The 12557-nt window shown below is 45.1% G+C and carries 12 protein-coding genes; 11 read left to right on the forward strand and 1 reads right to left on the reverse strand.

Translation table 11 applies throughout. The features are described 5' to 3' along the window. Nucleotides 1-15 precede the first annotated feature (15 nt). Complete coding sequence (locus KNQ08_RS15285; RefSeq protein ID WP_149426858.1) at nucleotides 16-1308, reverse strand: NCS2 family permease; 1293 nt, start codon at nucleotides 1306-1308, stop codon at nucleotides 16-18. A gap of 197 nt (nucleotides 1309-1505) precedes the next feature. On the opposite strand from KNQ08_RS15285, the gene KNQ08_RS15290 reads away from it, so the two are divergent. From KNQ08_RS15290 to KNQ08_RS15340, 11 genes are all read left to right on the forward strand, one after another. Further along, entirely contained in the window at nucleotides 1506-3269 is a 1764-nt protein-coding gene (locus tag KNQ08_RS15290; protein ID WP_214806271.1) for a sensor histidine kinase, read from the forward strand. After that, entirely contained in the window at nucleotides 3266-3970 is a 705-nt protein-coding gene (locus tag KNQ08_RS15295) for a response regulator transcription factor (RefSeq protein WP_149426860.1), read from the forward strand. Before KNQ08_RS15290 ends, KNQ08_RS15295 begins: the two co-directional genes overlap by 4 nt. 24 nt (nucleotides 3971-3994) lie before the next feature. Beyond that, nucleotides 3995-4702, forward strand: a complete 708-nt coding sequence (gene deoD, locus KNQ08_RS15300) for a purine-nucleoside phosphorylase (RefSeq protein ID WP_023467244.1) — start codon at nucleotides 3995-3997, stop codon at nucleotides 4700-4702. Between the two features lie 100 nt (nucleotides 4703-4802). Further along, the gene (locus KNQ08_RS15305) at nucleotides 4803-6185 is read left to right on the forward strand and encodes an aldehyde dehydrogenase (protein WP_149426861.1); all 1383 of its coding nucleotides are present in this window, start codon (nucleotides 4803-4805) and stop codon (nucleotides 6183-6185) included. 62 nt (nucleotides 6186-6247) lie between these two features. Then, entirely contained in the window at nucleotides 6248-7417 is a 1170-nt protein-coding gene (locus tag KNQ08_RS15310; protein ID WP_214725383.1) for a CDP-glycerol glycerophosphotransferase family protein, read from the forward strand. A 16-nt stretch (nucleotides 7418-7433) separates the two neighbouring features. Continuing rightward, nucleotides 7434-7823 carry a glycerol-3-phosphate cytidylyltransferase gene (tagD, locus tag KNQ08_RS15315; protein WP_050678243.1) on the forward strand — a complete coding sequence of 130 codons (390 nt, stop codon included), beginning with the start codon at nucleotides 7434-7436 and terminating at the stop codon, nucleotides 7821-7823. A gap of 95 nt (nucleotides 7824-7918) precedes the next feature. Further along, entirely contained in the window at nucleotides 7919-9031 is a 1113-nt protein-coding gene (locus tag KNQ08_RS15320; protein WP_251133735.1) for a CDP-glycerol glycerophosphotransferase family protein, read from the forward strand. A 159-nt stretch (nucleotides 9032-9190) separates the two neighbouring features. Continuing rightward, nucleotides 9191-9904 (forward strand): Crp/Fnr family transcriptional regulator, encoded by a 714-nt coding sequence (locus KNQ08_RS15325; RefSeq protein WP_251055876.1) that lies wholly within the window; start codon nucleotides 9191-9193, stop codon nucleotides 9902-9904. A 221-nt stretch (nucleotides 9905-10125) separates the two neighbouring features. Beyond that, nucleotides 10126-10239 (forward strand): hypothetical protein, encoded by a 114-nt coding sequence (locus tag KNQ08_RS15330; protein WP_023467253.1) that lies wholly within the window; start codon nucleotides 10126-10128, stop codon nucleotides 10237-10239. Between the two features lie 12 nt (nucleotides 10240-10251). Continuing rightward, entirely contained in the window at nucleotides 10252-10722 is a 471-nt protein-coding gene (locus KNQ08_RS15335) for a cytochrome c oxidase subunit II (protein WP_050678241.1), read from the forward strand. A 1-nt stretch (nucleotide 10723) separates the two neighbouring features. Beyond that, nucleotides 10724-12415, forward strand: a complete 1692-nt coding sequence (locus KNQ08_RS15340; RefSeq protein ID WP_023467255.1) for a b(o/a)3-type cytochrome-c oxidase subunit 1 — start codon at nucleotides 10724-10726, stop codon at nucleotides 12413-12415. Nucleotides 12416-12557: the final 142 nt, after the last annotated feature.

The following is a 12557-nucleotide window of genomic DNA, read 5'->3' on the forward strand; positions in this document are numbered from 1 at the left end:
AACAGGCATGTTTTTTTATGATAAGAAGAATAATTGGATGAAGAAGAGAAGCGCGAACACATAGATGAGTGGATGGACACGCTCTTTTTGGATAGCTTTCATGATTGGATAGACGATGAAACCGAATGCGATACCGGTTGCGATGCTACCGGATAATGGCATGATCAAGATGACGAGGAAAGCCGTGAAAGCTTCGCTGAAATCATCCCATGGAATCTGTTTGATATTTTGAATCATGAAGGCACCGACTAAAATCAATGCTGGCGCAGTAATCGCAGGGACGCTCGAAATCGATTGAACGAACGGTCCAAAGACGGCAGATAATGCGAATAGAATCCCGACCGTCACGGATGTGAGTCCAGTCCGTCCACCAGCAGCGACACCCGCTGCAGATTCTACGTAAGCGGTTGTGGGACTTGTTCCGAACAATGAACCAGCGACCATCGCAGTCGAATCAGATAATAGGGCACGTTCGCTGTTTTTCAATGATCCATCTTCTTCAATCAATCCAGCCTGTTCTCCGACAGCGACCATCGTACCTGTCGTATCAAACATCGTCACGAGAACGAAGGAGAGGACACCGCTGAACAGACCGTATTGGAACACGTCTTGAATGGCGTTGAACGGATTCGTGATGATCAATCCTTCTGGTAAAGTCGGTAACGCAACGAAGGAATCGGAAAACTTCAATTCACCTGTCAGGAATGCAATCAATCCAGAGAGAATCATGGCATATAAAATAGCACCTGGTACACGTTTGATCGTCAAGATGGCTGCAACTAATAGTCCGATGAGTGTGATCAATGCTTCTGGTGACGTCAATGCGCCAATCGTGACGAGTGTATCTTCACTAGCGATGAGAATTCCTGACATCTTGAGACCGAGTGAAGCAATGAAAAGACCGATTCCACCTGTGATCGCAAGCTTTAATGTCATCGGAATGATTTCAATCAGCTTCGTACGGATTGGTGAGAGTGATAACAATAAGAAAATGACACCAGCAACGAAAACAACTGAGAGTGCTGTCTGATATGGAATCTTCTCACCAACGACAAGTGTATAAGTAAAATACGCATTGAGTCCCATTCCGGGTGCGACTGCGATTGGTAGATTCGCATAAAGCCCCATCAGGAGCGTACCGATCAATGTCGCGATGATCGTCGCAGAAAATGCTTGGGCTTGGGGGATACCGGCATCTGCTAAAATCGTCGGATTGACGAGCAGAATATATGCCATCGTAATGAACGTCACGAATCCAGCTTGGATTTCACGTTTTACGGTTGTTTGATGTGCGGCAAGTTTAAACATGGGTAAAAGGACCACCTTCATAACAAATTGATTAAAAAACGAACATTGATGATATTATAGTAAAATTCATTCGGAATCAAGTCGAAACAAAAAAGAATTTTTTATAGGAATCATGAAAGAGAATATCAGGAAATGATGTAAGCGGATTCAAGGTTATGATACGATTGATTACAAGAAAAAGGATGGGGGCGCCTTTCATGAAAAGTATCCGGACACGTTTGATTCGTCTCGTCGTCCTAGCGATCTTGATTCCGACAGCCCTCGCGACATCGATCTCCTACTTGTATGTACGGCACCAAAACATTGAACAGGCAGAACGTTCTAGCCTGAACGTGTTGACGCGAGGAAATACACAGGTGACCCATTACATAGAGGATATCCGCCGTCTCTCGACAAGTCTGTATGCGAATCGTTCGTTGATGAACATCATGCGCGTCGGAGCAGATCAGGAATTAGACGAATCTGATGGAGTCGTTTCGCGGGCGATGTTAGGTCTGTTTTTATCACGTCAGGATATCGAGCAGTTACATTTCGTCATCTTAAATGGTTATTCGGAGTATTCGGTCTACAACATGAAAACGACGAGTCGGGGAACGTTTGATTGGATGCAAGAAACGGATTATTTTCGATTGATGAAACAAAAAAGTGGCTGGTTGATTGACGGAGCGCACACGATTGAACCATACAATGTGCACACGATGATTCTTGATGAGAAACAAGTCGTTAGTTTTCGTTATCGTATCGATCGTGTCGAAACAGATGAGCCACTCGGCTTCCTTTCAGTGGATATTCCAGTCCGTGTATTCGAACAACAATTGAAACTGTTCGAGAATGATCCGGAAGAGTCGTTATGGTTGATGACAGAACAGCGTGTATTGGCACAGACTGGAGCAGAGATGGAACTACCGGTCGATCGATTCACTGGGCAGAGTGGGAGTTTACGTGTCGGAAAATCGTTCATCGTCTACTCAAAGACGATGACGAATGGTGTTCCACTCATACTCGTCAAACGGATTCCGTATGCGTCAGTCATCCAAGGGGCGAATGAAACGGCATTGATTCTTGTTTTGATCGGTCTCGTCTCACTGTTCGTCATGATCATTGCCGCAAGTCTCGTTGCCATGCAGATCACGAAACCAATCAAACAGTTGACAGCAAACGTCTGGCGAGTCGAACAAGGGGATTTATCAGCATCATTCGTTGCGACGACGAATGACGAGATTGGATTACTCAACCGTCAGTTCCAACGCATGATTCAACGGATTGATCGTTTAATCAAACGGGAGTATCGACTGGCACTTGAAAACCGGACGAATGAGCTACGTGCATTACAATCTCAGCTCAATCCGCACTTCTTATTCAATGCCTTACAATCGATCGGAACGACGACGTTACAAGGAGACCGGAAGATCGCGTACCGCTCGATCACCGGATTATCACAAATGATGCGCTACTCGATGAATAATGAGCAGACGATCGTAACCCTAAAACAAGAAGTCGATCATCTTCAAGCGTATATTCGTTTGCAACAGCAACGTTTTCCGGAACGGTTCCGTTATATTGTTGACGTCCCGTGGCATCTCAATGACATTGAAGTTCCGAAGATGATCTTGCAACCGTTCGCTGAAAATTACTTCAAACACGGCTTTCGACAGCAATTAGCAGCGACGGAGAACTATCTTGCTTACAAAGTCCGGACGGATGGCGGACGCCTCATTATTCAAATCGAGAATAGCGGTGCCATTCTTGAAACAGGACGACTTGAAGCGATTGATCGAAAAATGCGCATGCATCGTAGCCCAGAAGATCTCGAGACGAGCGGCATTGGTCTCCATAATATTTATGAACGACTCTTGATTTTTTACGGGGAGCAAGCAAATATGACGCTCTCTTCTTCAGCGGTAGAGGGAGGATTCAAAATCGTGATTCGAATTCCATATGAGAAGGGGGACTTGGCATGAACGTGTTGATCGTAGACGATGAACGACATGTACGGGAAGCGGTCAAATTGCTCGGAGAATGGGACAGTTGGCAGGTCTCACATATTTACGAGGCGGAACATGGGGAAGAAGCGAAACGATTACTGGATACCGGAACGATCGATTTAATGCTGACAGATGTCGAAATGCCTGGACTCGACGGATTAACATTACTAGAATGGACAAAAAATCATCATCCAAAGGTCGTCACGATCGTGCTGACAGGGTATGATGATTATACGTATATGCGACGTGCCATTTTGCATCAATCCTTTGATTATTTATTGAAGCCGGTTGATCCAGATGTACTCAATGATGCCTTGTCCCGCGCGATGGAATGTATCCATCCGGTAGTGGAATCAGGAGAAGCGATTGATCAAATCGCCAAATACATCGAAACGCATTATGCGGAAGAATTGACACTGCAATTCATGAGCGAACGGTTTTACTTGAGCCGAGAGTATATATCACGACGCTTCAAACAGCGTTTTTCCGTTAACTTATCTGATTACATCCAAACGATTCGCTTGAATCGGGCGAAGGAATTATTGAGTGAGACGGACGCGCGCATTTACGAAATCGCACTTGAAGTCGGATATCAGGACGATAAGTATTTTCGGAAAGTGTTCAAAAAACAATTCGGTATGACACCGAATGAGTTTCGTGAATTGTTGTCGATTTAAACGACTATCGAGGAGGAATCGTACATGAGTGTACACATTAATGCAGCTGAAGGACAAATCGCCGAAACGGTCTTACTCCCAGGAGATCCGTTACGTGCTAAATACATCGCTGAGACGTTTTTAGAGGACGTCGTCCTTTATAACGAAGTTCGAGGCATGTATGGCTTCACAGGTACTTATAAAGGGAAAAAAGTTTCGGTTCAAGGAACAGGTATGGGTGTACCATCGATGTCGATCTATGCGAACGAACTCGTTCAGTCATACGGTGCGAAGAACTTGATCCGTGTCGGAACTGCCGGTGGGATCACGCCAGACGTTAAAGTTCGTGACGTCGTCATCGCGATGAGTGCTTCGCATGACATGGCACAGAACCGTGTCCGTTTTAATGGACTAGACTACGCACCGACAGCCTCTTTTGATCTGCTGCATAAAGCATATACAGCAGCTAAAGAACAAGGTATCGATGCAAAAGTCGGTCAAATCTTCACGACGGATCAGTTCTATCAAGATGATTTCCATCACTTCAAAAAATGGGCGGATTTCGGATGTCTCGCAATCGAGATGGAAGCGGCAGGTCTTTACACACTTGCAGCAAAACATAAAGTAAACGCACTGACGATCCTGACGATTTCAGATCATCTGTTGACAGGTGAAGAAACAACATCGGAAGAGCGCCAGACGACATTCAACGATATGATGAAAGTCGCGCTTGAAACAGCGATTCAATTATAAGAAGCAAGACGGAGAAGCCTCTCCGTCTTTTTTCATAGTCGAAAAGAGATATGGTAAGATAAAGGCAGTGTTATAGATCAGTTAAAGGGGAGATTCTCGGATGGAGACAACGATGACAGAGACAGTGCTTTCAGAGCGCCTTGAGACACAGCGTCACTTTTTCCAAACAGGTGCAACACGTAGTCTAGCTTTTCGCTTAAGCATGCTGACGTTCTTACGCCAAGCGATTGAAACGCATGAAGCAGCGATCTATGAGGCATTAAAACAAGATCTCAATAAAGGACAGCATGATGCTTTTACGACGGAAATCGGTTTCGTTTATGGAGAGATTCAACGGATGGAGCGACAACTCCGTCGACTAGCACGTCCAAAGCGTGTCGCAACACCGCTTCTGCATATCGGCTCAAAAAGTGAAATCCAGTACGAACCCTATGGCAACGTTCTTGTCATCGCGCCATGGAACTATCCTTTCCAGCTGGCACTTGCTCCGGTCATTGGTGCGATTGCAGCGGGGAATACGGTCGTCCTTAAACCATCCGAGCTGACACCGAACGTCTCTCGTGTATTACGAGAAGTTTTTGAAACGGCATTCCATGAACGATTCGGAATCGTCATAGAAGGAGATGCTGAAGTCAGTAGCGCTTTATTAAACGAACGTTTTGATTATATCTTCTTTACGGGTTCCACACGCGTCGGAAAAATCGTGCATCAAGCTGCAGCGAAGCATTTGACACCGGTCACACTTGAACTGGGTGGGAAATCACCGACAATCGTTCACAAGGATGCGGATCTTCGTCTAGCAGCGAAGCGGATCGCATGGGGAAAATGGCTGAATGCCGGACAGACATGTATCGCCCCGGATTACGTATTGATTCATGAGGACGTTAAAGAACGTTTCTTGCAGTTGATTGAAGAAGAAGCCTTCAAACAGTACGGGAATGGCGTCGGCGTCTCATCCTACGTCAAAATCGTATCGGACGATCATCTGAATCGCCTCAGCAGTTACTTGTCGCAAGGGACGATCGAATTCGGTGGACAAGTCGATCCGGAAACGCGTAAGATGGCGCCGACCGTCATGACGAATGTAGCGGTGGATGCTCCATTGATGCAAGACGAAATCTTCGGACCGATCCTGCCGGTGTTGACCTACCGTGAAATCGAAGAGGTCATCGCGTTCGTCAATGATCGTGACAAACCGCTTGCACTTTATCTGTTCACAGAGAACAAAGCCGTCGAACATCGTATCCTTGAACGGATTTCATTCGGTGGTGGATGTGTCAATGACACATTGATGCACGTCGCACAGCATCATCTACCATTTGGTGGAGTCGGGGCGAGTGGTATGGGTGGATATCATGGCAAGTATAGTTTCGAGACGTTCAGCCATCGTAAAGGAATCGTCAAAAACACGACGGCGTTCGATTTACCTTTCCGCTACATGCGAACAAATAGCAATTCCAAATGGATGCGCTTTTTGTTATGATGAGCTGTGATTAATTGACTTAAGAAGGAGCTCTTCACTTGAAAGATCAAGTAAAACAGTGGATGAAACGAACAGGCTTGATTGAACGCAGTCTGCGAACCATCATGAAAGTCTTTACGTGGTTGCCACAAAAATCAAATCGAGTCCTTTTCGAGAGTTTTCTCGGAAAGCAATATAGTGACAGTCCGCGTGCCATCTACGAATTGATGCGTACGATGCATCCGGAATGTGAGTTGATTTTTAGTAAACAACGAGGTGTTACGTTTCCACGAGACGTCAAGACGGTAGATCGGTTGACGTTTCGCTGGATTTATTTGCTCGCGACGTCACGGGTCTGGGTATCAAACAGTCGGTTACCGGGTTGGTTGATCAAACCGAAAAAAACGTATTATCTCCAGACATGGCACGGCACACCGCTCAAAAAGCTTGCGCTTGATATGGATGATGTCCAAATGGCGAATACGACGACGGAGCGGTACAAGCAAGGATTTAAGCAAGAGACTGCAAAATGGTCCGGCTTAATTTCCCCGAATGCCTACTCTAGTTCAATCTTTCGGCGGGCATTTGCTTTTGAAGGTGAGATGCTAGAAATTGGATACCCTCGAAATGATATATTTTATCAAGAGGCACGGCATGCTAAAATCAAAGAAACGGTTTATCGCCACTATGAGATTGATTCTTCGAAAAAAGTCTTGCTGTATGCACCTACTTGGCGAGATAATGCGTTCGAAGGTCAAGGGAAATATTCATTTGAGCTGCCCTTTTCGTTAGAGGAATTTGAAAAGCGATTCGGGGATGAATATGTCCTGCTTATTCGAATGCACTATTTAGTCGGAAGTCGTCTCGACGTCACTGCTTATCCATCCGTTCGAAATGCATCGGACTACCCGGATATCGCGGAGCTCTATATGGCGTCAGACGCTTTGATCACGGATTATTCTTCTGTCATGTTTGATTTTGCGCATTTATCGCGTCCGATTTTATTCTATACGTATGACTTAGAACATTATCGCGATCAGTTGCGCGGATTTTACTTCGATTTTGAACAGGGGGCACCGGGACCATTATTATCCACTGAGACAGCACTATTTGAAGAATTGAATCAGTTGGATGATTGGCACACACGGTATGCGTCAGCATTCCGAGCGTTCCAAGAGACGTATTGTCAATGGGATGATGGGCAGGCTTCAGAACGGGCGATGAAGACGATCATAAAGAGAATTTACGGATAAAAGGGAGAGCAAAATCATGAAGAAGGTTATTACGTACGGAACATTTGATTTATTGCACTGGGGTCATATCAACATCTTAAAACGTGCCAAAGAGATGGGCGATTACCTCATCGTCGCGATTTCGACAGACGAATTCAATCGTTTAAAACATAAACAGTCTTACCATAACTTTGAGAATCGGAAGATGATCCTTGAAGCCATCCGTTATGTGGATGAAGTTATTCCAGAAAACAGCTGGGATCAAAAAGTAGAAGATGTGAAAAAACATGATGTTGATCTCTTCGTCATGGGTGACGACTGGAAAGGCGAGTTCGACTTCTTGAAGGAGCACTGTGAAGTCGTTTACCTCAGTCGGACTGAAGGCATCTCTACAAGCCAGATTAAAACGGAATTAGCTTCGAAGTGATTGAAGAGGAGACCACACGATCGACGTGCGGTCTTTCTTCGTAGAAGGGCAGGATGAAAGTGGTTAGAGAAGGTATCGTATGGGTCTATTTATTGTTGTTTCGTATTTGTTATGGTGTCTTTCGATGGCTACCGCTTCGACCAGTCACTTTGTTTTGGATGACGTATGGTGATAACGCAAAACCTGTTAATGATCGCTTAGCGCAGGAATTGCCAAGTGAGAAACGGTATCTGGTATATGATCATCATTTCATGAAGCAGCCGGATCTGTGGAAGTCAGATCGGACTCTTCGCTTTCGTCGTTTACGATTCGTCCGATTGGCGTATTTGCTTGCGACCTCCCGGACGGTCTTCGTCGATAATTATGTCGCAGAATTCAGTGTCGCAACAACGCGACGAGGAACACGACGTATCCAGCTATGGCATGCGGCAGGAACATTAAAGCAGTTTGGACTGACCTCTTCCAAAAGTCTGTTCGTATCAGAACGAGTAAGAAATCGTTTTCGACGAGTTTATCAAGAATATGGTGATTTCATCGTACCAGGGATGCGCTGTGCGACACAGTTCATGGCACCACACGACTTAAAACGGTCTCACTTTAAACCATTCGGCATGCCACGAACGGACTATTGGTTTGATGAGAAGCAACGAAAGCAGAAAACACTGGAATTAAGAAAACAATATGTAAAGACTGATCGTCGGATCTTATTGTATGCACCGACATACCGGGAATACAAAGGAACAGAAGATCATACGATTCAACAGTTCGAACAACTTGCTCAAGCGGGATGGACGATTCTCGTTAAATTACATCCAACGATTCGGTCTCTTTCTACCTATCGTTCTAGCCATATCCATCTTTTGGACGATACGTATCAGATCAATGATTACTTGCTAATCACAGATGTGCTCGTAACTGATTATTCTTCCATTCCATTTGAAAGCTGTCTCCTCAACATTCCGGCGTTCTTGTATACACCGGATATCGACACATACCGACAACTACCAGGGCTCGTGGATCAGTATCCGAAACCGCTACCTGTCCGCCAGACAGAACGGATGGAGCAGTTGATGGAGTGGATCACGTCTGATGTGATACTTGAAGAATGTCGTCAACACATGCAGAAGTTCCAACAGAACTGGTATGATCAGACGCCGGGTCAAGCAGTCAATCGAATTGTTCATCATTACTATGATATAAATCCATGACATCACTCCTGACGATTCCTTTTGTATTCTTAAAAGAGTCGTCAGGTCATTTTAAAAATAATAATGTGAAATGTTGAACAAAGTTTGACAATCTTTTGAAAATCCATTCTTTTCGACTGTGATGTTCTATACTAAAAGCAGAAGAAGAGGAGAGGAGAAATGGATATGCTAACTTGTGGAACGACTGAAGCCAATACGTTCGTCTTATCACCCGAAACGCGAACGTTGCTTGAGAGCTTCATGACAGAAACGACGTTCAAAAAGGATTCCATTGTCTGTTGGGAAGGGGAAATGAACGATAAGTTGTTTTATGTGAAACAAGGAGGCGTCAAACTATCGAAGTTGACGAAAAAAGGCAGTCCATTACTCATGTTTTTATATTTCAAAGGAGATTTGTTTGGCGAATTTGATGTAGGAGAAGCTTTTCCGAGTTCCTACAGTATTGAAACGATGGAAGATAGCATCATCGGATTCTTATCGAAAAACCAATTAGAAGAGCTTATGAAAAAAGACGGTGCCTTTGCGCTTGAGATCATGCGATGGCAAGCATTAATGCGGAAGCAAACGGAAACGAAATTACGTGACTTACTACTGTTTGGAAAACCAGGGGCATTAGCTTCGACGTTACTTCGCTTGATTGCGATGGAAGGGGAACAAGTGGGAGAAACGTATCGTCTTGCGAAGCGACCATCCGACGGTGAGTTTGGTCAATTGATTGGTGCACCACGTGAGACCGTTAATCGTATGTTTTCTCAGTGGAAAAAAGAAGGGATCATTTCGATGACTGCAAAAGAAATCATCATTCACGATCCGCAATATCTACGGGATCTGTGTCATTGTGAAGGATGTCCAGCAGGTGTTTGTCGAATTTAATAAGATGTACGAATCATCCCGACGCGAAACAGGACTTTCCTGTCTCGCGTTATTTTTGTGTATAGAAGTTTTTTCTAAGCTCGCTTAGATGTGAATTTTCTGTGTGTTTTCGAAATGAAAAGTGCGGAATTTTCATATTTAAAGTGATATTTATCACAGTTTCCAGACTTGCTGAATTCTTACAATAAAGACAAGTTCAGAGTAGGAAAGGAGTAATCACGATGAGTCAAAAGACAGAATCGAACCTAAAAGGAACATTCGTTGCCGTCCTGATCGTAGCAGGTGTCATCATCGGGATGTGGAGTTCAATCTTTCTATTGTTCATATCACGTTAAGGGGGAATCACGATGCACATTCATCGTTTAGAAAAAATTTGGCTGATCTTCGGAGTAGCGATGCTAGCGGTCTTCTTGACCATCATCGGTGTATCCGCTTTTGCATCGGGCAATCAACCACCATCCGATGCGACATTGATTGATCCGACGAAAGTCGATCAGACGAAACCGTTTGATAAACCAGGACTAAAAAAGATTGATGATGACCGATACGAAGCGGTCATCGTTTCACAAGCTTTTCAGTTTACACCAAAAGATATGGTCATACCTAAAGGGGCGACAGTCGATTTTCTCGTGACATCGAAGGACGTCGTTCATGGATTTGAAATCGTTAAGACGAACGTCAACATGATGGTCGTTCCCGGACATATTAATTCGATTGAGTATACGTTCAAGGAAGCAGGCGAATATCTCGTCGTCTGTAATGAATATTGTGGTAATGCCCATCATATGATGGCAACGAAAATCAAGGTGGTGGAATAAGATGAATGCTATATCAAATAAACTAAGACAGTTCGAGATGGAGCGTGGTCTACCCGCTACCGTCATCGGAGTCAAGGAAGCGAAACTGGCCTTTGCACATGTTAGTTTTTCACTTGTCGCCTTATTGATCGGTGGTCTATGTGGATTACTACAAACAATGGTACGGACAGGTGCCATTCCAGAAATCGCTGGAATCGGATACTATGAGCTTCTGACTGCTCACGGATTGATGCTTGCAATCGTCTTTACGACGTTATTCATTTTCGGATTATTGTTCTCATTTTTAGGTCAATCGTTCGGACGCTTCGAAGAGTTTCCGCGACGTCTCGGATGGGTCGGGTTCTGGTTCATGATTCTTGGTGTCGTCCTCGTCACGTGGATGGTGCTTGCAGGTGAAGCTTCCGTCCTCTATACGTTCTATGCACCACTCAAGGCACATCCTGTATTTTATATCGGACTCGTCATCTTCGTCGTCGGAACGTGGATCGCGTCTGGTGCCATGTTCCGAATGTATGCTGATTATAAGCGGGAACACCCTGGTGTTCATCCACCGCTTCAAGCCTACATGAGCATTATGACTGCCTTGTTATGGGTGGTTGCGACACTCGGCGTAGCGGCAACGATTCTCTTTCAACTCCTTCCTTTATCTCTTGGTTGGACGGATAAGGTCGGGATCGAACTATCTCGGACGCTATTTTGGTACTTTGGTCATCCACTCGTCTATTTTTGGTTATTACCTGCTTATATCGTTTGGTATACGGTCATTCCGAAAATCGTTGGTGGGAAGATTTTTTCTGACGCGTTAGCACGCATGTCGTTCTTGTTATTCCTACTCTTTTCATTCCCTGTTGGTTTTCACCATCAATTGTTAGAGCCGGGGATTTCTGCATTTTGGAAGTATGTCCAAGTCGTCTTGACATTCCTCGTCATCATTCCATCATTGATGACTGCCTTCTCGATGTTTGCGACTTTTGAGCTAGCAGGTCGCCGGAAGGGAGCAACTGGCATATTTGGTTGGGTGAAGAAAATGCCATATCGCGACGTCCGTTTCCTTGCACCGTTCATCGGGATGTTATTCTTCATTCCAGCAGGTGCAGGTGGTGTCATTAATGCATCGCATCAGCTGAACATCATCGTTCACAACACATTGTGGGTCACGGGACACTTTCATATCACGGTCGGTGCCGCCGTCGCACTGACGTTCTTCGGAACAGCCTACTGGCTTGTCCCGCTCTTACGTGGTCGAACGTTAACAGCAGCAATGAATCGTCTTGGACTTATTCAAACGGCTGCCTGGACGATCGGAATGCTCTTCATGTCGACTGCGATGCACATCTCAGGATTACTCGGTAATCCACGACGGACGGGACCAGCCACCTACTTCAAGGATTCCATCGTCGCTGATTGGATTCCATATCATGTCGCAATGGCGATCGGCGGAACGATTTTATTCATCTCGATTCTGCTATTCCTCTATGCGATGTTCCAACTTGCATTCCGAGCGCCAAAAGGAACGGAAGAATTTCCGATTGCTGAAACGGAAGAAGAGGCGATGGCAACGCCACTCTTCTTTGAAAATTGGAAGCTATGGATTTTCGTGACGTTCGCTTTGATTGCGTTTGCGTACACGGTGCCGATTTGGCATATGATTGAAAATGCCCCTCCAGGAGCTCCCGGATGGAGACTCTGGTAAGGCAATAAGGGGCTTCAAAAAAAGAATGACGCGTCTGTACACGCCCTTTCCTCAGGCGAGACACAAGCCAGTTTTCCTGCTTCATTTAAGCGGGAAAGCGGGTCTTGTTCGTCTCTGACAACGCATAAAAGCGTTTTTTCCT

The sequence above is a fragment of the Exiguobacterium sp. s46 genome, from assembly GCF_018618875.1.
Classification (GTDB): domain Bacteria; phylum Bacillota; class Bacilli; order Exiguobacteriales; family Exiguobacteriaceae; genus Exiguobacterium_A; species Exiguobacterium_A abrahamii.

Excerpts from the sequence above, each read along its gene's own strand:
- KNQ08_RS15340 (WP_023467255.1), top strand. The coding sequence starts at position 10,724 with ATGAATGCTATATCAAATAAACTAAGACAGTTCGAGATGGAGCGTGGT.
- KNQ08_RS15325 (WP_251055876.1), top strand. The coding sequence starts at position 9,191 with ATGGATATGCTAACTTGTGGAACGACTGAAGCCAATACGTTCGTCTTA.
- KNQ08_RS15310 (WP_214725383.1), top strand. The coding sequence starts at position 6,248 with ATGAAACGAACAGGCTTGATTGAACGCAGTCTGCGAACCATCATGAAA.
- tagD (WP_050678243.1), top strand. The coding sequence starts at position 7,434 with ATGAAGAAGGTTATTACGTACGGAACATTTGATTTATTGCACTGGGGT.
- KNQ08_RS15335 (WP_050678241.1), top strand. The coding sequence starts at position 10,252 with ATGCACATTCATCGTTTAGAAAAAATTTGGCTGATCTTCGGAGTAGCG.
- KNQ08_RS15305 (WP_149426861.1), top strand. The coding sequence starts at position 4,803 with ATGGAGACAACGATGACAGAGACAGTGCTTTCAGAGCGCCTTGAGACA.
- KNQ08_RS15295 (WP_149426860.1), top strand. The coding sequence starts at position 3,266 with ATGAACGTGTTGATCGTAGACGATGAACGACATGTACGGGAAGCGGTC.
- deoD (WP_023467244.1), top strand. The coding sequence starts at position 3,995 with ATGAGTGTACACATTAATGCAGCTGAAGGACAAATCGCCGAAACGGTC.
- KNQ08_RS15285 (WP_149426858.1), bottom strand. The coding sequence starts at position 1,308 with ATGTTTAAACTTGCCGCACATCAAACAACCGTAAAACGTGAAATCCAA.
- KNQ08_RS15290 (WP_214806271.1), top strand. The coding sequence starts at position 1,506 with ATGAAAAGTATCCGGACACGTTTGATTCGTCTCGTCGTCCTAGCGATC.
- KNQ08_RS15330 (WP_023467253.1), top strand. The coding sequence starts at position 10,126 with ATGAGTCAAAAGACAGAATCGAACCTAAAAGGAACATTCGTTGCCGTC.